We start from the raw sequence: 23,997 nt of genomic DNA, 5'->3' as shown, positions 1-23,997 counted from the left end.
TTGAGAACATCTTCATGAAGTTCTTTAGACATGTGATTGTCCTTTCTCTATTGTATTCATTTTATCTTGAATCTGCTTAGCAACCTCTTCTGCAGACAGATTCGTATTATTTATTTTAAAGTAGTGGTGCAACTCATTGGGTTGATGTTGGGAATTTAATTGAAGGGTTTCAGTGGTCTCTAAAATTTCTCTTTCAGATATCTCAATATGCCGTTTCAAGGGCTTGTGCTTCAACCGGTTCTCCGTTCGATTTCGACGTAAACGCTCTTCAAGACTTGTTTCCAACTCCACAAAAAGAATCTCTTGATGAAAGTTATCCAATAAATCCTGAATTTGCTGCAAATACAGCAGCTGGTACTGATTTGAAAAATCAATTACGTCAGTTAAAATTACTGATCGCTGATTTCTTGCACTTGTTCCAAGGAAAGAAAAGGTAATTCCACGAACAAATTCCCACATTTCCTCTGTAAAGTCCTGATAGATTCCTAATGCAAAATCGATGGCTTGATGGTTATAAAAGAGGGTAGCATCTGTCAGTCGAGATAACTCTTGACCAATCGTCATTTTTCCAGAAGCCGGAGCCCCAATTATGAAAAGATGCATCAAATCACCTCCCACTCACTCCTCAGCAAGCCATATCTCAAATCATCACAGCGATTTCCTTGGGCATCTTTGCGGTCTCTTATGCGAGCTTCGAGGGTAAAGCCAAGCTTTTCCGCGACTCGTTGACTTTGAAGGTTATATCCAAAGCAAGACAATTCAATTTTATGTAGATTCAATTCTTTAAAAGCCAGATCAATCAAGGCACGCGCTGCTTCTGGCACATAACCGCGTCCCCAATAGTCTGGGTGCAAGGTGTAGCCAATCTCCAGTACATCATCTTCGTGACGGTGATTGAAGTCAACAGAACCAATGACTTTATCGGTTCCTTTGACGACAATCCCATAGCCAGCTGGGAGATTCTCCTTTTTATTACGTTCAGGAAGGATATGCTCCAGATAATAAATCTCATCTTCCAAGGTCTTGACAGGTGGAAAACCTGCTGGGTAAGAAACTTCTGGACGACTAGCATAATCAAAGATATCCTCAGCATCCGCCACTGTGCGGACTCGTAAAACGAGACGTTCTGTTTCGATTTTATCTGGCAACTCAGCTCTTGTCATCCTTCTTCCTCGCTTTCTTTATGAAGCTCCCCATAGGGTCAACACGGTTATCTAAATAGCGATAAACGCGCTGGTGACCGTCCCCCATAAAGTAAGTCGGCGAAAAACGGTCATTTTTAAAATGTCCCTTATCATCCAAAAGTTCAGGATTAGCCAGTCGATCCAGAATCTTAGCAAAGATGTGGCAGATTTCATCTTCTTCGACAATCCGATCTACTTGGCAATCCAAAACAACTGGACAAGATTCCAAAATCGGAGCATGAGTCTGTTCAGAAATCTCGTAGTCTAGCCCCAGGTGTTTCAATTTCTCTCGATGACTGATAAAACCAGCCTGCTCCATCTCGAGCATGAGATTTTCATCAGGGATATTCACGGTGAACTGTTGATAATGCTTAATCTGCTCAGCCGCATTTTCCTCAGAACCAACACCGATAACTAGCCAATCTCCCAGACTATAAGATGAGCTGCAAGTCGTTATATTGTGTCCAAAATTCTGGTCCTGATACCCCAAAATGAAGATAGGAAAGCCATAGTAGAGTTTACTTGTTTTAAAAGATTGCTTCATAACAACCTCCTTTTACTAAGACGCAAAAGAAAATCCCTGCCATCTACATGACAGGGACGAATGTATTTATCCGCGGTACCACCCAATTTCGGGCAGCGCCCGCAACTCTCGTCTTTAAAACAAAAAGACACTTTTATTTCAATTTTTCACCCATTAGCAACTAGTTTTGACACATTTGTGGACTTCTCAGCGCCGCCACTTTCTGTAAAATGTGGGATTCAAAACACCTCTAATGGCTCTATTGTAGCAAGATTTTTTCGGAAATGCAAGGCACAAGAAATATTACTTGAACTTGATGCCATTTTCTTTCAATTTCTTGATGGTAGCTGGGCCGATTCCTTTCAAGGCAAGGAGTTCTTTTTCAGTCCAGTTTTTGAAATCTGAAGCAGACTTGATACCTTCATCATAGAAAGTTTTGGCACGGTCAAGTGGAAGTCCACCCAAGTTTGCTGCAAAATCTTCGACAGAATTGGCTACTTTTTGAGCTTGTTCTTTGGTAGCTTCGACTGCTTGTTCAACTTTTTTAGAAACAGCCTTACCAGCTTGGCTTGCTGACTGCTCTGCACGTTTCACGACTTTCTTTGTCTCTTCTACAACCTTAGTCACAGTACTTGAAAAGGCACCTGCGCGACGGAGGCTATTTCGTAATTGTTTTTTACGATTGAGTTTCTTTGACATGATAAAATCCTTTCAATAAAAAACCCCTGCTCTGACAAGGATTTAATATAAATATTCTATCAAGATTTTAGTAAAAAATCAAGAATCTTTCTAGTTTAATAATTTCGCTCACCAAACAATCCCTCTGGTAAATCATGGAATCCCTTACCTGCCTTGAAGTTTTCAAACTTACCAAGCAAGAACTGATAAGCATCCAAGCGGCTTTCGTAGCGAATTATGGCATCTTTGGCACGCTCGTCTTGGTCTTCTTCGTAGACTTTTTGGCTTTCCTTATGCGCCATGTCGTTGATCATGATTTGGGTATTGACCCAGGCTTCAAATTCCTTCATAAATTCTTGTTCGTAACTCATTTTTTCTCCTTATTCTAATCCACGGAAATAGTCCGTGTCAATCTCACGGTAGGGCTGGATATCCTGAACGTATTCTAGCACACCTTGGAATTCTCCCTCTTCATCGTGCACTGCAGCGTAGGTGATGTGGACAAACTTACCTCGCGACTCAGACTTGAACCACATTTCATACTTGCCTTTGCTTCCCTCACGAAGCCCCTTCATGATGGTCTTGACCTTGTCCAAGTACTTAGGCGGATGACAGAGTTCAACATTGCGCCCAACTTGGGACGGCGTCCGTTTGAAAATCATCTCATCAGCTGGCGTATTGTCATTGTAATACTGGAAAATGTCGTCTTTATTGACAAAGGTAATCTCCATAGGGAGGTGATTGAGGATGAGATTAGCCTGCTCGACTGAAAGATAGCCATTCCCAAAAGCCTGTTGACTATGACGGTCCAGCACTGCTTTCTTTTCCTTAGGGGTAAAGGTAATGGTAAACTGTCCTTCTGGCGTATCGATAACCTGCTGAACTTGTCCCTCTGCCGTATCTAGCTGAATAGGCTCCTCTGCAATCTTTTCCTCAACAAAACTCTGGCGTTCTGGAACCCATTTCTCAGACGGACGGATGATAGCATAGCCATAGGCGTCGCTCTCCTCTGCAATCTGAAGCCAGTCATCCTGAGTAAAGGACTCGAGGAGAATCATGAGAAGGATGGACTCTTCCTTGAAAATCATACTTTCAAACTCTGCCGCAAAGGCTTCAAAAGCTTCTTTTACAGTAGAAATCGGTACTTCAGGTAGTGACTTGGCTGTCGCTAAAGCTGTTTGAAAGAGTTCCCTAATCTGGTCATCCACTCCCCACATAACTTTTGGAGGTGAATCGTGACCATAGCGCTCCATGATGGGGAAAAAGAGCTCTTCCTTACGCTGGTAGTGGATGTCAAATTGACCCACAAGTCCCATCTGACGCACCAAACCCTTACGCATCTCCGCAAGCATTTCTTCATCTTCCATAGACTCATAGGTATCTAACAATCTACGAATGCGAATCAAGGCCGCACGGAGGGCTAGATTTTCATCCTTAAAGACACGAACTGGGTGACCTGGGTGCTCGGTATCTGCAACTTCGACACCCTTAACAGCATTTTTAAAAAGATTGGCATGAACGTCACAGAGTTCCATGACATCTTCAAAGGTGACACCTGAGTCTGAGTTCATCAGCTCGTGCTCCATGAGGGAAATCTCAATGGCTGAAACGCCTGTAAAGGTCGCATCAAAGCGCTCCTGAACCGACTCAGGAGAGGCGCCATTGTGCAATTCTAACAAAATATCCCGCAGGACATGAATCCGTTCATCTGCCATTAGTCTAATCCAATCACTTCGTAGCCATTTGCTTCCAGTGTGCGGACAATCTTGGCCACAGGAGTTCCTTCCAGCTTAGAACCTTGTTTGAGCGATACCTTGCGACCGACTGTATTGCGCATTAAGGGATTGGCAAGAGGTTTAAAACCTAGCTCCACTAGAATTTCCAAGACTTCTGGATACTTGTCCACCACTTCTGCAACAGGAATTGACACATCGATGATATTGTCCATGACGACCTCCACTGAATGTTTTAAAATGATTTTACTGCTTATATTATACCATATGAAAAGAGATTAAAAAACTAGCAGTACAAGACTTGCTAGTTCTCCACGACTTGGATGACCATCTAAATAAGTTTAAAGAGCCAATCCAATATCTTAAATAATAGCTTGTAAAACAGCAATTGGACTGCAAAAGAGATGATCATCCAAAAGAATTTCACAATCCCAATAATTGGTTTGATAAAAAGAATAGCAAGAAGGCCCCAGAAAAATTTCATTCTCTCTCCTCTGGCTTGATGAGCCAACGAGCCGTATCCATTAGCTTGTCTGCAATAAAGAGTTTCCCAAAACCGACAACGACATGGTCATCTTTCTTTATCGTTTTCATTACTTTTACACCTTGCATGGTCAAAAAGTAATTACCATAAATTTTAGCAAAAGCTTTGATAGGATTCATCTCACTCACCCTCGATTATTTCAGCCTCTTTTCGGATTGTTTCAACATCTTCTTGATATTGAACTTCACTATAGTTGACTAGTTTAGACAATTCTTTCTGCAAGCTTTCACCCATCGGTTTCATAGTTGCAAAGGTTAAACCACCTGAAATGATACCACCCAAGATAGGAATGAATTTCCCCATTCCTTTGGCCAGCCCTCCCTTGGTAAGATTCACACCAAATATTTTTAAGACTTTTTTCAAAATAGGATACCAAAGCGTCTTTGTTAAAGCTTTATTAGGCACTGTTTTCATTACCTGTTTGGCAATTGTTATACCACCAGCACGTAGCAAGGCAGCGGTTCCATTCACCCCCAACATTACGCCTAGATAAAGCAAGAGGGTATTTTGAGCATCTTCACTCAACTCCTCGCGTGAAGCCCAAAGATCCTCATAACCATAAATATAACCTAATTCTTGAGCCAATTTCAGAGAGAAACCATAAAATTGAGCCACATCAGCTGGAATGGTAATTGCCATAGCAATCCCTCCAGGTAATCCTGCCAAAACAGAGGTTCCACTCGCCAATAAAACATTATCCCTAATGCAGGCATTAGCCACTCTATCTAAGGTTTCTTGAGATAAGAGAGACGTTGGACCTTGTTCTAATAAGGTAGGAATGTCCTGTGGATCCAATTCTTTGGAAAACTTATCCACTAAAAATTTCGAACGATCAACCTTAACAATAGGTAGTTTTACCACTTGTTGTAATACTTGCATAGCTAAGTCTTGTTCAGCCATATAAATACCTCTTTTTCTTGTATCTTTCTTTCATAATATCACACTATCTGAATTTTATAAAGCTTTTTAATAATCTTTAACTCTAGAAAGATTCCCTAGTATGCTTTGTAGTCATTTCCCCACTAAAAAAGAGGGTTACCCCTCTTCTTAGTTCTTATCCAGATTGCGTAGCATTTCGTCAATCTTGTTCCCATACTCGATGGACTCGTCTTTGACGAAGGTCAAATCTGGGATTTTGTACAATTTCAAATTGCGACCAAGTTCACGTTTGATGGTACCAGTTGCTTTTTCAAGCCCGATTTGAGCTTTTTGGTTATCCGAAGCAAGGTTACTCAAAATGGTGTAGTAAACCTTGGCTACAGACAAGTCACCTAGCATCTGAACATCTGTGATGGTCACGCCTTGGACACGCGGATCACGGACTTTCTTTTGCAAAATCTCATTGACTTCACGCTTGATTTCCATGCCCACACGGTCCGTACGAAAATGATTTGCCATGATATTCCTTTCTCTACTTTGAACCAAAAGCTAGGCCAGCAGACCTAGCTATTTTTAAACTTCTTGATTTTTAATTCAAATTGAAACGAAGTTCAATTTGAAATCATCCGCTTCTTTCCTTGTGGTGAAAGTGATGGAACTGATTTTTCAGTCCCATCACAGGGGATTTTTGAGACCCTAGGCTCAAAAATAAGCAATGAAACCATCGGTTTGCTTGCGTCCCTCACCACCTAAGAAAGGAGCAAAAATCTTATCTCTTGATTTCTTCCATGACGTAGGCCTCAATCACATCATCAGTCTTGATATCATTGTAACCATCAATCATCAAACCACCTTCACGGCCGTTAGTCACTTCTTTCACGTCGTCTTTGTAGTGTTTCAAGCTAGCAAGTTCGCCGTCATAGATAACGACACCATCACGGATAACACGAACTTTAGAGTCACGGGTAACCTTACCGTTGATAACCATGAATCCACCGATAGTTCCCACTTTAGACACCTTGAAGGTCTCACGGATAACTGCTTCACCGATAACTTTTTCTTCGAATTCTGGATCAAGCATCCCTTTCATGGCTTCTTCCATCTCTTCGATAACCTTGTAGATAATGCTGTGGAGACGGATTTCCACATCGTCAGCTTCTGCTTGTTGACGAGCTTGTGGTGTAGGACGTACGTTGAAACCAACGATAAAGGCATTTGAAGCTTCGGCAAGAGTCACGTCTGATTCGTTGATCGCACCGACCGCTGAGTGGACGATGGTCACTTTGACACCTTCCACGTCAATCTTTTGAAGTGAGGCAGAAAGGGCTTCAACAGAACCTTGTACATCGGCCTTGATGATAACGTTAACAGACTTGAGTTCACCAGCTTTAAGGGTTTCAAAGAGGTTTTCAAGGCTGACACGTTGGGTAGCTTGACGTTGTTTCATAAGAGCACGTTTGGCACGCTCTTCACCTGCTGCACGCGCAGATTTTTCATCCTCGTAAACGGCAAAGTGGTCACCTGCCATTGGCGCTTCGTTCAAACCTGTGATTGAAACTGGTGTTGATGGACCTGCTACCTTAACACGACGACCAAGGTCGTTGGTCATAGCACGGACACGACCGAAGGTATTTCCGACAACGATTGGGTCTTGAACATTCAAGGTACCTTGTTGAACAAGTAGGGTTGCGACCGCACCTTTTCCTTTATCCAAGCGAGCTTCGATAACTGTACCGATCGCGCGCACTGTTGGGTCTGCCTTGAGTTCTTGGATTTCAGCCACAAGAAGGACTGTTTCCAACAATTCTTCGATATTTTGGTTGAATTTAGCTGAGATTTCAACAAATTCAGAATCTCCACCCCAAGCAGTTGACATAACCCCATGCTCTGCCAATTCACCGATAACGCGTTCTGGGTTAGCACCTGGTTTATCAATCTTGTTAATGGCTACGATGATTGGAACGTTGGCCGCTTTTGAGTGGTTAATGGCTTCGATAGTCTGAGGCATAACCCCGTCATCTGCCGCTACGACCAAGATAGTAATATCGGTAACAGAAGCACCACGCGCACGCATAGATGTAAAGGCCGCGTGTCCTGGTGTATCAAGGAAGGTAATCTTCTTGCCATTTTCAACAATTTGGTAGGCACCGATATGCTGAGTGATACCACCCGCTTCACCTGTCGCAACACGAGAGTTACGAAGGGTATCTAGGAGTGTTGTTTTACCGTGGTCAACGTGTCCCATGATAGTTACAACTGGTGGACGCTCTACCAATTCATCTTCATTGAGATAACCATCTTCGACAAAGAAACGTTCGATGTCGGCATTATCCACTTCAACCTTTTGTTTAGCTTCGATACCATAATCTACCATGAGGAGTTCGATGGTTTCTCCATCCAAGGATTGGTTCTGTGTGGCCATGACACCCATCATAAAGAGTTTCTTAACGATTTCAGCTGGTTCACGTTTGATACGTTTTGCGATTTCCGCAACGGTCATACCATCTGTATACTCAAATTCTGTTGGCAATTCATGGAATTTACGCTCTGTAACAGGTTTTGGAGTCTGATTACGGTTGTTCTTGTTATTGCCTTTTTTGTTCTTTTTGTTGTTATTCCAGTTACTATTCTTTTGATTTCTCACTTGATTTTGACTACTTCGATTCTTTTGTTGTTTTCTAGGACCATCTTCTTCATGATCATAATCGTCACGATTTTTGTCTGGTCGAGCTTGTTTTTTACGACGTGTATCCACTGCAGGTTCTGTTTTCTCAGGGACGACTTCAACCACTGCTTGAGCTTGCTGTGCTTGTTGCGCTTGTTCAGCTAACTTAGCCACTTCTTCAAAGATTTCCTCTGGTTCCTTGCGTTTGTTTGCTTGGGCCAAGGCTTCTTTGGCAGCCTGAGTCTGCTTGAAACGTTCCTCACTTGAACGAGCGTACTCTGCATTTTGCTCTGCTTTTAGGGCTGCCGCACGGGCTTTAAAGTCAATGCGTGGAGCCGCTTGATTTGGACGTTTGTCCTCTTGTTGACGGCGCTCGTTTCCACGAGTTTGCTGACCTTGCTGTTTCTTAGCTTGGTCATTAAAGCGACGATTGTCGCGGTTTCCTTGACCTTGTTTTCCACCATTACGGCCGTCGTTTTTCTGACGGTTTCCGTTTTGTTGTTGGTCACGGTTATTGCCCTTATTTTGCTTGCGTCGTTCTGCCTGCTCTTTGGCACGAGCTTCACGCTCAGCCTTGAAATTACGGCTTTGCGGTTTAGCTGCTACTTTTTCTGTTTTAGGAACGACTGACTCAGCCGGTTTTGCCTCTTCCTTAGCTACAGCTGATTTAGCTGGCTCAGATTTTTCGGCTTTCTGTTCTGCACTTGATTTTTGTTCTGCAGGTTTTGCTTCTACTTTCGGAGCAGCTGCAGACTTAAAGCTGGCAGCGATTTTTGCAGCGACAGCTTCTTCCACACTTGATGAGTGGCTTTTCACATCCAAGCCCAACTCTTTTGCACGCGCTACAACTTCTTTACTTTCTTTTCCAAGTTCTTTTGCGATTTCGTACAATCTTTTCTTAGACAAATCATGTCCTCCTCTTCTATTCCATAAGAGACCTCATTTTCTTTGTAAATCCAGCATCTGTCACAGCCAAAACCTTTCTCGATTTCCCGACTGCTATGCTTAATTCCAGTGTTGAAAACACGGTTACAATTTCTACTTGATAATAATGACCTTTATCTTGAATCTTCTTGGTCAGATTGGGTCCAGCATCATGGGCTAGAAAGACCAACTTGGCCTTTCCGTCTTGAATGGCCTTGACGACCAATTCCTCACCCGATATGATCCTGCCTGCTCGCTGAGCCAGTCCCAAGAGATTGCTTATCTTTTGCTTATTCAAGTCCTAACTCTCTTCTTTTCACTTTGTGATCCACATAAGCGATCAACTCATCATAAAAGCTTTCTTCCACTTCCATGCTAAAGCTGCGGTTAAAGACCTTCTTCTTTTTCGCCTCTAGGGCTTCTGCATTGTCTAGCTTGATATAAGCGCCGCGACCATTAGCCTTGCCTGTCGGATCGATAAAGACTTGTCCTTCCTTGTTCTTGACAATGCGGAGCAAATCACGCTTATCAATCACTTCGTTGGACACAACAGACTTGCGCAAAGGGATTTTTCTCGTTTTCATCTTTCCCTCCTCTAGCAGCTTTTATTCTTCTACAGTATCGTTTTCTGCTTCCAAATCTACCGAACCAGCTTCTTCCATGGCTTCAAATTCGCTAGCAGACTTGATATCGATACGGTAACCAGTCAAGTGAGCCGCCAAGCGAACGTTTTGCCCACGACGACCAATGGCAAGAGAAAGCTTGTTATCTGGAACAACCACCAAGGCACGTTTGCTGTCGTTTTCATCAAAGATAACTTGGTCAACTTCAGCAGGCGCGATGGCATTGTAGATAAATTCAGCTGGATCTGCTACCCACTCGATAACATCGATGTTTTCTTCGATTGGTACCATACGATCATTTTTAGCATCGTAACGAGCTGGGTGGAATTTGCTAGTAATCTTCTTGATATTAGCACCACCACGTCCAACGATTGTACCGATAGCGTCCACGTTTGGATTGTGGCTACGAACGGCAACCTTCGTACGGTCACCAGCTTCACGAGCCACGCTCATGATTTCAACAGTTCCATCATAAACTTCTGGGATTTCTTGCTCCATCAAGCGTTTGATCATTTCTGGATGGCTACGGCTAACAAAGACGTTGACACCACGAGGGTTGTCTTCAACCTTGTAAACATAGACTTCAATACGATCATGGGAAGCAAAAACTTCTCCAGGAATTTGGTCTTGTTTTGACAATTGGGCTTCAATGCTACCAAGGTTGACATAGATGAAGCGGTTGTCGAAGCGCTCCACTGTACCTGACATGATTTCTTGCTCATGTTCTTTGTAAGTATTGTAAGTGATGGCACGTGTTTGCTTGCGCATTTTTTCCATGATGGTTTGTTTGGCAGATTGAGCTGCTACACGACCAAACTCAGCAGGTGCTTCTTCAAACTTGATTTTATCACCAAGTTCATAGGCTGAATTAATGGCAAGAGCATCTTTCAAGCTGATTTCCAAACGGCTATCAAATACTTCATCAACAACTTCACGGACAGTATAAACGGTAAAATCACCTGTTTTTTCGTTGAAGTCAATAGCTACGCTGTCTGATTGACCATAGCGTCTGCGATAAGCGGAACGAAGCGACTCTACTACTGCGTCGATGATATCTTCTTTTTTGATTCCCTTGTCTTCTTCCAAAATGCGGAAGGCCTCTAGCATTTCTTTACTCATGTTTTCTTCACTTTTGAATCCTCAAAAGCTATCCTTTCTTTTTCTATAATTTAACTGCTAAACGTGCTTTTGATACTAAACTATATGGAATTTGGACGGTTTTCTTACGCGTCTTGTCCATATATTCCATAGTCAACTCATCCTCTTCAAAGGCCAGCAAGGTTCCTTCAAAGACCTTTTGCTTATCGATGGCTTGGTAGAGCCCGACATGGATGTATTTCCCAACCGCTCCAGCGACGGCATCCTTGGTTTTCAAAGGACGTTCCAAGCCTGGACTGGTGATTTCTAGGAAATATTGTTCTGGGAAGGGATCTGGCTTGATGGTGTCTAGGACAGGACTGATCATTTCTGTCAAGTCCGCCGTATCGTTCAAGGTAATTCCTTCAGGTTTATCTACAAAAATACTGAGAATCATGTCACTGCCAATCTTTCCATACTCGATATCCACGAGTTCGAAAGGAGCTTCTATGACAGGTTCTACAACTTCTCTGACTAATTCTACGATTGTTGCGATTGCGTCCACCTCCTCATAAGCAAGAGGCGAAGATATTTCCCCGCCTCACTTTTCATATTCTTACTATTAGTGTAGCACATTTGCCAACTTATGTAAAGCAAAAGCACTTATACAGCCTGATTTCAGGCTATTTCTTAAAATTCTGCCTCAACACGGTAGATAACTTGTCCCTTGTTGGAGAATTTTTGCTCGTATTCTGTCATGACATTGCCTTCAAAATCACTGGCATGCAAATCTAGCCAGACACCGTTGAGCTTCATGCCATACTGAGAAAAGCTCACTAAACTGTACTCAAACAAGCCACGGTTATCCGTCTTGAAATGAATTTCTCCATTTTCAGGCAAGATACGTTTGAAGGTATCCAAGAAGGTCTTGTAGGTCAAACGACGCTTTTCATGGCGTTTTTTCGGCCATGGATCTGAAAAGTTCAGATACAAGCGATCAATCTCACCATCTTCAAAGTAGTCGGTCAAGTCAGAACCATCTACCCACAAGAGCTTGATGTTAGGCACTCCAACTTCAAGCACCTTGTCCAAAGCGTAGCTCAAAACAGACTTTTGAATATCAATCCCGATATAGTTGATGTCAGGGTTTTGCTTAGCCATACCTGAAACAAAGGCACCCTTTCCACTTCCAACTTCCACATGAATGGGATTGTCGTTTCCGAACAAGTTCCGCCATTTCCCCTTGGCTTCCAAGGGATTGAGGACCACATACTGGGGATTTGCCTCTAGTAATTCTGTCGCCCCTTTACGATTTCTAACTCTCATCTTCTCTTTCCATACTTGTCTCGGAAGTGACGCAAGCCATGAATCTCCCGATTGACATTTTCTAAATCTTGGTTCATATAATACTTGGAAATCTGGCTCAAATAAGACAATTGACCGTACCAATACAATTTATTTAATACCGTTTGATTGTACTTGTAACCGTAGTAGGTCAACCATTCCTTCCACTGATGTTCTGGAATATAATGGCAGAGCATATGGGCCACATCAAACATGCGGTCGGTCAAGCGAACCGAATCCCAATCCACCAAATAAATCAAGCCACTATCTGTCTCAATCCAATTACTATGTCGTACATCTCCATGGACAATGGTCGCATAGTCCTCTCTAAATCCTGGAATAGTCTGACGTAAATCAGCCATCACTTCACTGATAAAATGATTTTTACGCAAAGCATCTGGAGCCGTTTCCTGCCAAGACTGCAGTAAATCTACAGGTGTTTCCATGGCATAGCCCAAACGACTCAACTGCGTCATCAAAGGACGTGAGCGATGTAGGCGGGTTAAAATATTGACGATTTGTTTACGATTCATATCATAGGGGGTCAATATCTTGCCTGTCAACCATTCTTGAGCACACATATCACGCCCATCTGCCAAACGGCGGCTCCATAATAATTGTGGAGCAATTTGTTCTCTAGCTAGACCAGGTAGGATTGGAGAGGTGTTCATTTTTACAAAGATGCGCTTCCCGTCAGGATAGCTACCCATATAAGCCTTACCACTTTTCCCAGGTATGGGAGTCAGTGTTAGCTCATTATCACCCAAATCCATTTCTTTCCTCCGTATAAAGTTTCCTTACTATTCTACTAGTTTTTGCCCTATTCGTCAACCGGTCCACACCCGATTCTCAAAGAAAAGCCTATGGGGTGGTTTGGGTTATAATTTATAGAAAGAAAAAGGTAAGCACCGTCTTCTGCTTACCTTTCATGATTTTTATAAATAATATAAGAGTGGCCAAGCATTGTAAAACATGTGAACTAGAGTAGAAACCCATAGGTTTTGGCTCTTTTTATAAGCAAAGCCCAGTAACAAGCCCCCAAGTAGATAAAAAATAAACGAAGGGACATTAGAAGGTCCATGCATGAAAGAAAAGAGAGAGGAAGTGAGCACAAGCCCTAACCAAGAATTGTCAAAAACCGCACCTTGAAGAAGTCCTCTGAAAATGAGTTCCTCCTGGATTGGTCCAAAAACTGAGGTAGTCAAAATCAAAGACAGAGAAATTCCTCTGCTAACTTCCGACAAGTGTTGAACTCCTGCGCCAGAAGAAACAGCGAAGAAATGAATATAAACCAACGTCTCAAGTACACTTAGAAGAAAGATTACAATGAACAGCAAAAGTTCTTTCTTGCTTAACATCCCAAAAGAAATCATTTCAAACTTTCTAGCATAAGCAACACTTAGCGAGGTTACTAGAAAACTTACAATAATCAATGCAGATTCATTTTGAAAAAAATCCCCGTGGTTAATCGTATAAGGAACTGTAATGACGATTAGTAATACTAAAAATCCAAAACAAAAGGCATGAAATTTATCAAAGAACTCCATAAAATTATCCTCCTCAAGAAACAAACCTCCCTACACATCATCCTTCCGCTCTAACCTTTCCAAAACAAACCATTTGAGTAACCAAAATCCGACCACATAACCACCCCCTAAGAAGATATCCATTAAAGATAGCATGGGATTCAGAAAATAAAAGATCACAACAGATACAAAGGTTAGCACAAAAACATTAAATGCAATGGTGTCAGAAGCCAAGACCAGAATATAAGGCGTCAACCAGTCTAAGGTTTTGGAATCTAGGAAAAATAAGTGTTTATACATGATGACCTCCTCTATGGCTTAAAAGCAAGCCTTTGGTTTTTTTACCCTAAGACCCTATGTAGAAAAGTAAGCAAAAATGGTAAGTTTGCAATGATATTATTAACAATATGAATCGAATAAGAAGGATAGATACTCTTCGTATAACGCGTTAGACAGGCAAATAGACAGCCCACTGCCGTATAGACAAAAATATCTGCGAGACTTGGCAAGCTAGAAAAGTGGGGCAAGGCAAATAAGAATGACGGAAAGAGAAGATCCAGCCCCCACCTCGAATTCTTAAAGAAGGCATGTTGAAGCAATCCCCTACATACCAATTCTTCCATCAGAGGTCCTAGCACGATTAAGGTTAGGTAAACACCAAACTCCGCAAAATTTGTCTCACTATAGGCAATAAACAAATTCCACCCTTCATTGGTTCCCTGAACGTGTTTAGCTGTCAGATAGTTAAAGCATATCAACACAACAGCGGCTAACACCGTCAGAACAGAATAGCTCAACCACTTTTTCCTAGGGATACGAAAGAGATAAGCATGGCCCGACCTGACCAAAATCCAAAACATCAAGCAGATAAAGAGAAGGCTGATGATGTTTCGAATCCAGATAAGATTTCCTACCCAAGACGAGAACTCCCAATAATTGCTCCAAAATTTGGTTGTCCAAAACAATCCGAAAAACAGGAACAAATAAGAAAGAATTGCACTCGTTTTGAAAAGAATAGAGTGTCTTTTCATATAACTCCTCCTACTATCTACAAGGCAGGATGGCTCACCTTGTCAGGCTCTATTACTGCAAGATTAAGAAGACAGCTTGTTCTTTTTAAGGCTAACCTGACTACTAGATAATAGATACATTAAGGCATTAAAGACAATGAAAATATGTCCATAGAATAAAATCAACCTCGCATCCAAACCAAGATAAAGTTTGACCATCAAAAAGATGAGCAAAAGAATTTGAAACCATAAGGTTTTTTCAAAAATAAATTTAAAGCGATTTCGAATATCTACTTCCTTGATTTTTACCGCCACCCCTTTATTAGCAAGAAGGAAAACGCCTGCTTCAAACAATCCACTGTAGAGAACAAGCCACCCAATCGATACATTAGAGATTTGTAAAAATGTCCCTAAAAGAATATTCAACATACTACTCAAGAAAATAACAAGAAATAATCTGTATTTCATATTAAATACCTCCATTCATTTATTTCACGAACTTTTTAATAGAGCTTTCTACTCAAATACCCTGATAAAAGAGGAAAGGAAGCTACTTTTTATAATACTTCAAGCCCCAAATGAGCAGAAGCATGATAAGCAAGCAGAGAATAGCGCCAATATAGGCAATTAATTGTTGATAGAATTCTCCTGCTGTGATACCTCTATACAAACATATAATAGACATAAAACCTGTCAAGCCGATGTACATGAGTTGATTGGTTCTAGGACTAACCAAATCATCGTCTTCAAACTCTCTTATCCTCATCTCCCTAGTGAGGTAAACAGTGACCAAAATGGAAGCTAAGTTAATAACCACTAAAAGAAATTGGAAAATTAAAGAAAAATTTAAAAACTGACGAGATAGAAATAGATAAGTAGAGACAAGTAAGGGCAACTGACCTAGGAACAATCTCGCAAGAAAGATGTTCCGTTTTTTAGCAAGAAAAGTTTTCATTTATTTGCTCCTTTCTTTTTAGTTAAAGCAACATAGATCACAACCGCAATCATATAGGCTATGGTATAAAATAACTGATACCAAATACTCTCCCTAAGCGGATAAAGAAAGATGGACATAATCAGATACAAGATGAAAATGATAAGTATTTTTCTCTTCATAAGATATCCTCCTAAATGTATGCTTTATCTTATACTCAATGAAAATCAAAGAGCAAACTAGGAAGCTAGCCGCAGGCTGTACTTGAGTACGGCAAGGCAACGCTGACGTAGTTTGAATTTGATTTTCGAAGAGTATTAGTTGAGCAAGAACCTTTACACTGTTAGTATAGCACTCATTTTGACCTTGGATCACTCAAATCATAAATGGTCATCAAAACATCTTGAATTGTTAAAAATAAAAAAAGCAAGCATGAAAAACATACTTGCCCTAGGGGAACTTACCAACGTAAAGATCCAAAATTGAAAACTATTCACCCTTACTTCCGTCTGTTCTCATATATTCTCATGATCGCAACAAGGATAGCAGCTGTCCCACTTGCCAAAAATAGAAGGGTAATGATAATGTTGAGGATTTCAGGCGTCCTCTCAATTCTGTTGACAAGACGGAGTAGGGATATAACTGCCAACTGAATCAGGAGTATTGATTCTCCTCTTATCAATGAAGTCAGTTGGTTTTCAACTGCATATAAAAAGACTGGTAGCATAACACAGGCTATAGCAATCACAAACAGATTGCTCCCTGTTTCTTCTCCCTTATTCACCACGGAAATCATGAGAAGATTCGATGCTATAATCAACGTAGAACAGATGATAAAAAAGGATTTCTTATTCATATAGGACACCTCATATACTATGGCATTTTAATTGATGACTACAGGCAGTACTTCTTTACACAAGTCTTCTAATCATCAACTGACATCGAGTGAACTGTTAAAACCTGACGAAAGACTTGATTTTGGCAGGTAGTATTTAGACTGGTATTAGGATGGCTTTCCACAATTTTCATGACGGTATAGAGACCAACTCCTCTCTCCTCCCCTTTAGAACTTGCTCCAAAAGAGAAAATCTCAGAAATATCGATGCTCTCTTCTTTGATGGAATTTTCAATGATAAAGGTCTCCTGTGCTCCATTTTTTAAAAAGGCGATTGAAACATGAGGTTGACAGGCTTCTACACTAGCTTCAATAGCATTGTCACAAAGGATAGACACAATGGTTAGAAAATCAAGTAGGCTCATCCCCTCTACCTGAATCTCCTCTGGAACTTCGACATTGAAGACAATCTTCTTATCTCTGGCTTTTAGAAATTTCCCTGCTAGAAGACTTTTGAGGGCTTTATCACGAATATTCACGAGTCGTCCAAGGTCATATTTGTTGTCCTGCAATTTTTCACTGGAATCCTTTAAAACCGAGTCGTAGATCTCTTTTATCTGCTCCATATCCTCCTCTTCAATGCCCAGACGTAAGCTGGTTAAGAGGTTGGTGTAGTCATGGCGAAAACTCCGCACTTCCTTGTAAAGCTCCTCTATATGCCGACTATATCGCTCCATATCTCTGTAGCGTAGGGCCTGCTCTTGGTCCAGTCTCTCATGGAGTTTGTCCTTCAAATAGGTATCCAGCTTCTTGACAATCCCCATAAAAAAGAGGAGGTAAAACACCAGGATAAGATGGCGAACAGCCTTTGATTGGATATCGTATGCATATTCAAAGTAAGAAAGACTTTCTATGACTAGAAAGTAAGCCCCCATTATCCAGTTAATCTTAGTTAGGGACTTTTGAAAACCTTTATCGAGAATCTCCTTTCTCAAACTAGTAAAATCATAGTTCAACCATTTCAAAAAGACTAATACTATAAAGCAAACGAATATCATAATCAACAAAAAGACAGGATTTCCATCTCCATCTACAATCCCTTTCCCAAAAAACGGAAACACAAAATAGGAGACACTTCTGTAAAAGATATCCATCAATACAATTGGAAAGAGACCATAAAAGAAAAGGAGTTTTTTAGAAAGCCCTCTTAACAATAAGAAAGACAAGCTGAGGCCGAACAAGGGTTCTATAAAGTATGACAGATAGTCAGTCAAGACTAAATAATTAAAAGTTGTAACAATTGCTGCTAGAAGAAATTTTAGAAGAAAGCCCTTAAAAATTTTATCTATAGTGAAACTAATTCCATCTACCTTAAAGAACATGATAATTTCTAGTCCCTGAGTAACAAGTGTATACAATATAATACAAATATTATACATAAGTTCTCCTAGATCAATGCAAGTTATTGATAGCTTCAGACACTTCCCTGACCTTATAACGCGCGATCATACAGCTTCCACCATTGGGAAAGTAAAGAAGTTTTTCTTTCTTATCCAAACGAACCACATTGGCAGGATTGATGAGAAAAGAGCGGTGGCACTGCAAGAGACGAGGTTCCTGCTTGAAAACCTCCTCTAAACTCGCTGTAAATTCCAGCCTGTCCGTCTTAGTATAGAGAATAACACGATGGGCTCTGGGCGATGTTTCGAGATAGTAGACCTCTTTAAAAGGATACTGGAATTGGGCAAATTTTGATTTAAAGTAAAAGCAATCTTCCGCCAGACTCTTACTATCTTGACTATTGGCATAGAGGAGGGCTGTCTCGATCCGAGATTCAAACTCCTCTGCCGACAAGGCCTTATCAATGTAGTCCAAAGCTGACACTTGGTAGCGAAAAGACAGGGGCATAAACTCTGAGTGAGTCGTCACAAAGACAATCAGGGCATAGGGGTCTCGATCCCGAATCTTTCTAGCCACTTCCAGACCCTTCATCTCCTCATTTCGAATCTCAATATCCAAAAAGAATAGCTGATGCACCCCCTTCTCATGCACCTCTGCCAGCAGCTGGTCTGGCTTACCAAAGACCTCAAAAGAACTGGGAGTGATATGATGTTCTTTCAAGAGTTTCTCAATCGTCGTTTCAATCCTAGTCTGTTGGGAAAAATCATCTTCTAAAACAAATATTCTCATCTTTTTACTCTCCTTGTTTCGATTTCTTCCTAAAAAGAGAATAGCAAAAATACTATGATACAAGCCCACCAAATCCTAAACAGGCATTCAACACTCCTGAAAGGTAGCTTGTTCCTCAAATAAGCATGATAATCTTACAACTATTTTATCATAAAATCTTAACAGTACCATTCAGGAAATTTCAAGGGCAATTAAAGATTTTATGGTAAAAAAGGAGATAAAAGTAGTAGACTGACAGTATCAAAATACAGTTGCTAGAAGCAAGACTGGCACCCAGATTAAAGGAGGAATTCTCATGACAGATACAGACCCTATCAAAAGAGCTCAGACTTTGATTACTGACTTAAACAAAGCCTACCAAGCATGCAGACAGGCAACCGCTGACGACGTCCGCTTTCAGGAGCAATTAAACTCTATTCTTGGTTTTCTAGCCAAGGCTGAAACAGTGGATAATCGAGTCTTGATTGAACTGGAAAAATTTTACCAGACTTCCAGTCTTCTCATGGGACTCAGCGCTCTTGATCCAGATGCTCCTACTCGTGCCGCTTGGCGGGCCTATGACCGCTTCCACTTTGACCAAGTCAAGACCAAGTTGAGCCTCTACGGTCCAACCATTATCCTGTAGAAAATAAAAGAAGTTGAGACAAACTGAACTCAACTTCTTTTTTAATATCATATAAGCAAGATTAATCCTGCATCTGACGTTTTACCTGATAAGGCAAATACAAGGCTTGTAAAACCAAACCAGCTCCCAGTAAGGCTAGAAGGGCTAGTTTTTCTTGGAAGGTAATCAACCCAACAACTAATTCCACAAGTAAAACAAAACTGGTCAATCCTCGGACTACAGCCTGCAAGCCTTTTTCCTTTTGCCCCTTGTCCAGCGGAAAGAGTTGGGTCAAATACTGGTAGTCAAAGGCATGATAGAGGGCCAGCAACTGGAAGAGCAAGAGGTAGTTAAAGAGAACCACCACTGCCGTCGCAATCCAAGCTTGCTCGATAAAGACCTGCGCCAGTATGGAAAGTAAGAGCAGACGGAGACTGAGGGCAAAAAGGTCTCCATTTCGCAGATAAGAACGCAGATAAAGATTCTGCCAAATCTTCCCAGGCACATTCTGAACAACCTTTAGGATAAAGTCCAGATAGGCACGACGCTTGACACTGTTTGAAATTCCCTTGACCTGCGTAAAGAGGGCAAAGAAACGAAGCAAGACTTGCTTGCGCTTGCTTTCTTGGGAAATGACATAATCCCAGTCTAGTCCAGTTTCAGTGAAAAATTTGCTGGCCTTTTGACGAAAGAGGAAATATTTTCCTACCCCCAATAAAAGCACATAGACCAGAAAAAGTGGCAAACCATAACCCATTGCCAAAAATAAAGGCGCAAATAACAGCAAGAAAAGGGTCTGGACAAAGAGCCAAAAGACTAGGGAAATGCCAGTTTGACGCTTAAGATGGAGCTTGATTTCCTCTTCTCCGACCAAGAGAAAGAGCTTGTCTGGAGCCTCCATATAGGTGGCAATTCCTCCCCAAAGCAAAAGTAAAACAGACGTAATTCCTACAAATAAAAGGATAGGCCAATGATTTTCAGGAAAATGTTGTAAGAGTTGACTGTACTGGTACGCTAAAAACCCCAACAAGACAAGCAGGAACAAGACAAAGTGGTCATTGAGAACATAGCGCAGATAACCAAGACACTCCTTACGAAAAGCCTGCTTTCTCTTTAAAAACAAGTCTTTCATAGGTCCTCCTCTTTGGTCAGAGCCAAGTAAATATCATTCAAACTAGCCTCAGGCATGTCAAAGGCTTCGCGCAGTTGCAGGAGATTTCCCTTGGCACGCACCTCTCCCTTGTGGAGAATGACAAAGGCATCACACATCTTCTCCGCCGAATCCAGCACGTGGGTACTCATGAGAATGGACTTGCCCTTTTGCTTTTCCACTTCCAAAAGCTGAATCAAGTCTGCAATAGCCAGCGGATCGAGACCAAGGAAGGGCTCATCCACGATGAAAAGACTCGGATCCACCACAAAAGCACAAATAATCATGACCTTCTGCTTCATCCCTTTTGAAAAATGAACAGGGAACCAGTCTAATTTCTGGTCCAGACGGAACATTTTTAACAAAGGTTCTACTCGATCAAAAGCCACTTTCTGCTCAATACCATAAGCCATAGCAACCGTTTCGATATGCTCTCTGAGGGTCAATTCCTCATACAGACTAGGTGTCTCAGGAATGTAGCCAATTTGCTTGCGGTAGCTAGTCGCGTCTTCTTGCAGGGTCAGGCCATTGATATTGATGGAGCCACTATAAGGTGTCAACAGACCGATAATTTCATTGATAGTCGTCGATTTCCCAGCACCATTGAGACCGATCAAACCGACCAACTGTCCACTTTCAACGGTAAAAGACACATCTTTCAAAACAGGAACATGAACATAGCCACCTGTCAGGTTTTTAATTTCTAACATATTTTCTCCAAATCTGGTATAATGTAGCTATATTATATCAAAATTCAATACAGTAGAGGTAGATTTTATGTCAGATTGCATTTTTTGTAAAATCATTGCAGGGGAAATTCCTGCTTCAAAAGTATATGAAGATGAGCAGGTTCTTGCCTTTCTTGATATCTCTCAAGTGACACCAGGACACACCTTGGTCGTGCCCAAAGAACACTATCGCAATCTTTTGGAAATGGATGCTACTAGCGCCAGCCAACTCTTTGCCCAAGTACCAAAAGTAGCTCAAAAAGTCATGAAAGCTACCAAGGCTGCTGGTATGAATATCATTGCTAACTGTGAAGAAATCGCTGGTCAAACAGTCTTTCATACCCACGTTCACCTCGTGCCTCGCTACAGTGCAGACGATGACCTTAAAATTGATTTTATTGCCCACGAACCAGACTTTGACAAACTCGCTCAAGTCGCTGAAACCATCAAAAACGCCTAAGGAGTTGCCATGAAATTATCCAACCTACTGCTATTTGCAGGAGCTGCAGCCGGAAGTTATCTAGTCACAAAAAATCGCCAAACCATCACAGATGAAGTCTTGAATACCACTGACCGCGTTCAAGCTATCAAGGACGATGTAAATATTATCCAAAATAGCCTACAAATCATCGACCAGCAAAAAGAACTCATCAAGGAATACCAAGAAGACCTGACTTACAAGTTTAAGGTCTTGGAAAAGGATATCCAGACTAGACTAGCTGTGATCAAAGAAACACAGGAAACTGAAGATAAGTAAAAGAGCCCGACGGCTCTTTTTGCTTTATTCACCTTCAAAGGCATCTTTTATATGGTCAAAGAAGCCTTTTTTCTTTGGATTTACTTTCAAGTCACCAGCAGCTGCGAATTCTTTAAGCGCTGCTTTTTGGCGGTCGTTCAAGCCTGTCGGTGTTACGACATTAACAGTAACGTATTGGTCACCAACTGCACCGCCACGAAGGCTCGGAGCTCCCTTACCACGTAAACGGAATTTCTTACCAGTCTGAGTTCCCTCTGGGATAACCAATTCAACATCACCGTGAACCGTTGGGATATCAACTGTATCACCAAGAGCTGCTTGGACAAAGTTGAGGTTGAGATTATAGAAGATAGTCGTTCCTTCACGTTCAAACTTATCGCTGGCTTCCACAGAAACCACTACATACAAGTCACCGTAAGGGCCACCGTTAAAGCCTGCTTCACCTTGGCCTGCTAGGCGAATTTGTTGACCTGTTTCCACACCAGCAGGGATTTTCACATGTACACTATGAGCTTGTTTTTCATGACCTGTTCCGTGACAGGTTGTACATGGATCTTTAATTTCTTTTCCGCGACCGTGACAGACATCACAGGTTACTTGGCGACGCATCATACCAAGCGGAGTCTGTGTATCGACGTTAATGACACCAGCGCCATGACAGCGTCCACAAGTGACTGGACTTGTTCCTGGCTTAGCACCAGAGCCATTACATGTACGACAGCTTGCTTCACGGTTATATTTGACTTCTTTTTCAGCTCCAAAAATAGCTTCTTCAAAGGTCAAGTTCACACGATACTGGAGGTCATCCCCTTGGCGAGGAGCATTTGGATTGCGCGAAGCACCGCCTCCGCCGAAGAAACTTGAGAAGATGTCCTCAAAACCACCGAAGCCACCTGCTCCGTTGAAACCGCCGAAACCACCAGCACCACCAAAGCCACCGTTGGCACCTGCAGCACCATATTGGTCATAGGCCGCACGTTTTTGGTCGTCACTCAAAGTCTCATAGGCTTCTTGAACTTCCTTGTACTTTTCCTCAGCACCAGGCTCCTTGTTGATATCTGGGTGATATTTTTTGGAAAGCTTACGATAAGCCTTTTTGATTTCGTCTGCCGAAGCGTTTTTGGACACCCCCAGACGATCATAAAATTCAGTATTGTTCATAATTCAAGATACAAAGGGCGTCAAACGGACACAGCTAAAATAGGAGTTTTGACGACGGACGCTTGCGTCCTAGAAAAAACTATCTTTTTGGCACAGTCCGTAGCCCGTGTTCAATTCCCTGAACACCCTTATTCCTTTCTATTGATGTTCTGAATCGAACCACCATTTAGGTCGGGTTCAATTCCTTTCTGTTATATTGAGTAAGAAATTTGGGAACCCGGGTTCAATTCCCTGAACACCCTTGTTCCTTTCTATAATTTTCATGTAAATCTTTAGAGGCTGTTTTCTATACTCTGCTTCACTTGATTAAACTCTTCATCTGATAGAGTAAATATCAAATCCTCTTCAGCATACTCGTTCTGTTCTTTAAAATAGTTGTCCGTATTCTCTGCCAAGCCTAAACCGCAAATCACTTTTCTTGCAAACTCTTGATGTGCAAAACCGATAGCCGTAATGATTTGTTTATCTTGGACAAGAACTTTCGGTTGGAAATTCTCACGTGGAAGAAATTCAAAATAGTCAAAGAAGTTTTGCCAAATTCCACCTGTAAATTTCGTGTCGTTCAACAAGCCTGCTTTCGCCAATAAAAGGGGCGCTGAAGAAATGGCTGCAATTAGGATATCTTGCTCATTAAGACTTCTCAAAAACGAGATCAATTTCTCATCTTGTAGAGCAGGACCTATATTTACCATTCCTGGCAAAATCACACAAGAATAATCTTCTATACGGATCTGATCCAATGTTTTCGTCGGTTGACAGGACAAACCATCCTCAGAGACCACTATCGAATTCTCAGAAGCTACATAATCAATCGTGATATCAAAAGACAGAGCTAAAGTACTTGTTAAAGAGGCTATCTCATAAAGAGAAAAATTAGGATAAATGACACAAAGTACTTTTTTCATACGCAACATCCTCTACCTTATCG

General features: G+C 41.6%; 34 protein-coding genes. 3 read left to right on the top strand and 31 right to left on the bottom strand.

Features of this window, described 5'->3' with window-relative positions; genetic code table 11:
- Positions 1–24: 24 nt before the first annotated feature.
- The 27 genes from SMSK564_RS08400 to SMSK564_RS08275 form a co-directional block, all read right to left on the bottom strand.
- Positions 25–603, bottom strand: coding sequence for a DEAD/DEAH box helicase family protein (locus SMSK564_RS08400; RefSeq protein ID WP_000550033.1), 579 nt, complete (start codon positions 601–603; stop codon positions 25–27).
- Positions 603–1,163 carry a GNAT family N-acetyltransferase gene (locus SMSK564_RS08395; protein WP_000196166.1) on the bottom strand — a complete coding sequence of 187 codons (561 nt, stop codon included), beginning with the start codon at positions 1,161–1,163 and terminating at the stop codon, positions 603–605. The genes SMSK564_RS08400 and SMSK564_RS08395 overlap by 1 nt, the downstream gene beginning before the upstream one ends.
- Positions 1,150–1,728, bottom strand: a complete 579-nt coding sequence (locus SMSK564_RS08390) for a flavin reductase family protein (protein WP_000813806.1) — start codon at positions 1,726–1,728, stop codon at positions 1,150–1,152. The genes SMSK564_RS08395 and SMSK564_RS08390 overlap by 14 nt, the downstream gene beginning before the upstream one ends.
- 282 nt (positions 1,729–2,010) lie before the next feature.
- Positions 2,011–2,406: a helix-hairpin-helix domain-containing protein gene (locus tag SMSK564_RS08385; protein ID WP_000038635.1), complete on the bottom strand. Its 396-nt coding sequence runs from the start codon at positions 2,404–2,406 to the stop codon at positions 2,011–2,013.
- A 95-nt stretch (positions 2,407–2,501) separates the two neighbouring features.
- Positions 2,502–2,756 (bottom strand): DUF1912 family protein, encoded by a 255-nt coding sequence (locus tag SMSK564_RS08380; protein WP_000119703.1) that lies wholly within the window; start codon positions 2,754–2,756, stop codon positions 2,502–2,504.
- Between the two features lie 9 nt (positions 2,757–2,765).
- The gene (locus tag SMSK564_RS08375) at positions 2,766–4,100 is read right to left on the bottom strand and encodes a DUF438 domain-containing protein (protein ID WP_000752904.1); all 1,335 of its coding nucleotides are present in this window, start codon (positions 4,098–4,100) and stop codon (positions 2,766–2,768) included.
- Positions 4,100–4,333, bottom strand: coding sequence for a DUF1858 domain-containing protein (locus tag SMSK564_RS08370; protein ID WP_000368743.1), 234 nt, complete (start codon positions 4,331–4,333; stop codon positions 4,100–4,102). Before SMSK564_RS08370 ends, SMSK564_RS08375 begins: the two co-directional genes overlap by 1 nt.
- A 116-nt stretch (positions 4,334–4,449) precedes the next feature.
- Entirely contained in the window at positions 4,450–4,602 is a 153-nt protein-coding gene (locus SMSK564_RS13485; RefSeq protein ID WP_000668202.1) for a hypothetical protein, read from the bottom strand.
- Positions 4,599–4,781: a hypothetical protein gene (locus SMSK564_RS08360; protein WP_001068158.1), complete on the bottom strand. Its 183-nt coding sequence runs from the start codon at positions 4,779–4,781 to the stop codon at positions 4,599–4,601. The genes SMSK564_RS13485 and SMSK564_RS08360 overlap by 4 nt, the downstream gene beginning before the upstream one ends.
- A 1-nt stretch (position 4,782) precedes the next feature.
- On the bottom strand, positions 4,783–5,562 hold the full coding sequence (locus SMSK564_RS08355) for a hypothetical protein (RefSeq protein ID WP_000840378.1): 780 nt from the start codon (positions 5,560–5,562) through the stop codon (positions 4,783–4,785).
- Between the two features lie 147 nt (positions 5,563–5,709).
- Positions 5,710–6,060: a 30S ribosome-binding factor RbfA gene (gene rbfA, locus SMSK564_RS08350; RefSeq protein ID WP_001273601.1), complete on the bottom strand. Its 351-nt coding sequence runs from the start codon at positions 6,058–6,060 to the stop codon at positions 5,710–5,712.
- Positions 6,061–6,310: 250 nt separating this feature from the next.
- On the bottom strand, positions 6,311–9,112 hold the full coding sequence (gene infB, locus SMSK564_RS08345) for a translation initiation factor IF-2 (protein ID WP_000039228.1): 2,802 nt from the start codon (positions 9,110–9,112) through the stop codon (positions 6,311–6,313).
- 16 nt (positions 9,113–9,128) lie between these two features.
- Complete coding sequence (locus SMSK564_RS0102520) at positions 9,129–9,428, bottom strand: YlxQ-related RNA-binding protein (protein ID WP_001041389.1); 300 nt, start codon at positions 9,426–9,428, stop codon at positions 9,129–9,131.
- Positions 9,421–9,714, bottom strand: coding sequence for an RNase P modulator RnpM (gene rnpM / locus SMSK564_RS08340; RefSeq protein ID WP_000857562.1), 294 nt, complete (start codon positions 9,712–9,714; stop codon positions 9,421–9,423). The genes SMSK564_RS0102520 and rnpM overlap by 8 nt, the downstream gene beginning before the upstream one ends.
- A gap of 21 nt (positions 9,715–9,735) precedes the next feature.
- On the bottom strand, positions 9,736–10,872 hold the full coding sequence (gene nusA, locus SMSK564_RS08335; RefSeq protein ID WP_000032274.1) for a transcription termination factor NusA: 1,137 nt from the start codon (positions 10,870–10,872) through the stop codon (positions 9,736–9,738).
- A gap of 43 nt (positions 10,873–10,915) precedes the next feature.
- On the bottom strand, positions 10,916–11,395 hold the full coding sequence (gene rimP, locus SMSK564_RS08330; protein ID WP_001808916.1) for a ribosome maturation factor RimP: 480 nt from the start codon (positions 11,393–11,395) through the stop codon (positions 10,916–10,918).
- Positions 11,396–11,520: 125 nt separating this feature from the next.
- On the bottom strand, positions 11,521–12,156 hold the full coding sequence (gene trmB / locus SMSK564_RS08325; protein ID WP_001266103.1) for a tRNA (guanosine(46)-N7)-methyltransferase TrmB: 636 nt from the start codon (positions 12,154–12,156) through the stop codon (positions 11,521–11,523).
- Positions 12,153–12,947 carry a cell cycle regulator CcrZ gene (ccrZ, locus tag SMSK564_RS08320; RefSeq protein WP_000363005.1) on the bottom strand — a complete coding sequence of 265 codons (795 nt, stop codon included), beginning with the start codon at positions 12,945–12,947 and terminating at the stop codon, positions 12,153–12,155. Before ccrZ ends, trmB begins: the two co-directional genes overlap by 4 nt.
- 162 nt (positions 12,948–13,109) lie before the next feature.
- Entirely contained in the window at positions 13,110–13,721 is a 612-nt protein-coding gene (locus SMSK564_RS08315) for a CPBP family intramembrane glutamic endopeptidase (protein ID WP_000394024.1), read from the bottom strand.
- A 30-nt stretch (positions 13,722–13,751) separates the two neighbouring features.
- Complete coding sequence (gene blpZ / locus SMSK564_RS08310) at positions 13,752–14,000, bottom strand: immunity protein BlpZ (RefSeq protein ID WP_000276513.1); 249 nt, start codon at positions 13,998–14,000, stop codon at positions 13,752–13,754.
- Between the two features lie 41 nt (positions 14,001–14,041).
- On the bottom strand, positions 14,042–14,731 hold the full coding sequence (locus SMSK564_RS08305; RefSeq protein WP_000820636.1) for a CPBP family intramembrane glutamic endopeptidase: 690 nt from the start codon (positions 14,729–14,731) through the stop codon (positions 14,042–14,044).
- A gap of 63 nt (positions 14,732–14,794) precedes the next feature.
- Positions 14,795–15,178, bottom strand: a complete 384-nt coding sequence (locus SMSK564_RS08300; protein ID WP_000877391.1) for a hypothetical protein — start codon at positions 15,176–15,178, stop codon at positions 14,795–14,797.
- Positions 15,179–15,260: 82 nt separating this feature from the next.
- Positions 15,261–15,665, bottom strand: a complete 405-nt coding sequence (locus SMSK564_RS08295; protein ID WP_000846940.1) for a hypothetical protein — start codon at positions 15,663–15,665, stop codon at positions 15,261–15,263.
- A complete protein-coding gene (locus SMSK564_RS12780; protein ID WP_000823304.1) occupies positions 15,662–15,826 on the bottom strand; it encodes a hypothetical protein in 165 nt (54 codons plus the stop codon). The genes SMSK564_RS08295 and SMSK564_RS12780 overlap by 4 nt, the downstream gene beginning before the upstream one ends.
- 317 nt (positions 15,827–16,143) lie before the next feature.
- Positions 16,144–16,500, bottom strand: coding sequence for a hypothetical protein (locus SMSK564_RS08285; RefSeq protein ID WP_001036310.1), 357 nt, complete (start codon positions 16,498–16,500; stop codon positions 16,144–16,146).
- A 68-nt stretch (positions 16,501–16,568) separates the two neighbouring features.
- Entirely contained in the window at positions 16,569–17,918 is a 1,350-nt protein-coding gene (locus SMSK564_RS08280; protein WP_000282324.1) for a sensor histidine kinase, read from the bottom strand.
- A gap of 13 nt (positions 17,919–17,931) precedes the next feature.
- A complete protein-coding gene (locus tag SMSK564_RS08275) occupies positions 17,932–18,669 on the bottom strand; it encodes a response regulator transcription factor (protein WP_001219148.1) in 738 nt (245 codons plus the stop codon).
- 295 nt (positions 18,670–18,964) lie between these two features.
- Here SMSK564_RS08275 and SMSK564_RS08270 point away from each other — a divergent pair, with 295 nt between their 5' ends.
- Positions 18,965–19,294 (top strand): hypothetical protein, encoded by a 330-nt coding sequence (locus tag SMSK564_RS08270; protein WP_000132586.1) that lies wholly within the window; start codon positions 18,965–18,967, stop codon positions 19,292–19,294.
- Positions 19,295–19,355: 61 nt separating this feature from the next.
- Here the strand turns inward: SMSK564_RS08270 and SMSK564_RS08265 are convergent, their stop codons facing one another.
- Both SMSK564_RS08265 and SMSK564_RS08260 read right to left on the bottom strand, forming a co-directional pair.
- Entirely contained in the window at positions 19,356–20,405 is a 1,050-nt protein-coding gene (locus SMSK564_RS08265) for an ABC transporter permease (RefSeq protein ID WP_000653765.1), read from the bottom strand.
- Positions 20,402–21,133: an ABC transporter ATP-binding protein gene (locus tag SMSK564_RS08260; protein ID WP_000889953.1), complete on the bottom strand. Its 732-nt coding sequence runs from the start codon at positions 21,131–21,133 to the stop codon at positions 20,402–20,404. Before SMSK564_RS08260 ends, SMSK564_RS08265 begins: the two co-directional genes overlap by 4 nt.
- A gap of 67 nt (positions 21,134–21,200) precedes the next feature.
- Between SMSK564_RS08260 and SMSK564_RS08255 the strand changes: the two genes are divergently transcribed.
- Positions 21,201–21,611, top strand: a complete 411-nt coding sequence (locus SMSK564_RS08255; protein WP_001278317.1) for an HIT family protein — start codon at positions 21,201–21,203, stop codon at positions 21,609–21,611.
- 9 nt (positions 21,612–21,620) lie between these two features.
- Entirely contained in the window at positions 21,621–21,908 is a 288-nt protein-coding gene (locus SMSK564_RS08250) for a hypothetical protein (RefSeq protein ID WP_000777762.1), read from the top strand.
- 24 nt (positions 21,909–21,932) lie between these two features.
- Here SMSK564_RS08250 and dnaJ read toward each other — a convergent pair whose 3' ends face one another.
- Positions 21,933–23,069 carry a molecular chaperone DnaJ gene (dnaJ, locus tag SMSK564_RS08245; RefSeq protein WP_001066319.1) on the bottom strand — a complete coding sequence of 379 codons (1,137 nt, stop codon included), beginning with the start codon at positions 23,067–23,069 and terminating at the stop codon, positions 21,933–21,935.
- Positions 23,070–23,341: 272 nt separating this feature from the next.
- Positions 23,342–23,974, bottom strand: coding sequence for a DJ-1/PfpI family protein (locus SMSK564_RS08240; RefSeq protein ID WP_004236660.1), 633 nt, complete (start codon positions 23,972–23,974; stop codon positions 23,342–23,344).
- Positions 23,975–23,997 lie beyond the last annotated feature (23 nt).

The sequence above is a fragment of the Streptococcus mitis SK564 genome (genome assembly GCF_000148525.1).
GTDB classification, from domain to species: Bacteria; Bacillota; Bacilli; order Lactobacillales; family Streptococcaceae; genus Streptococcus; species Streptococcus mitis_H.
This window is presented reverse-complemented; position numbering and strand designations above follow the sequence as displayed.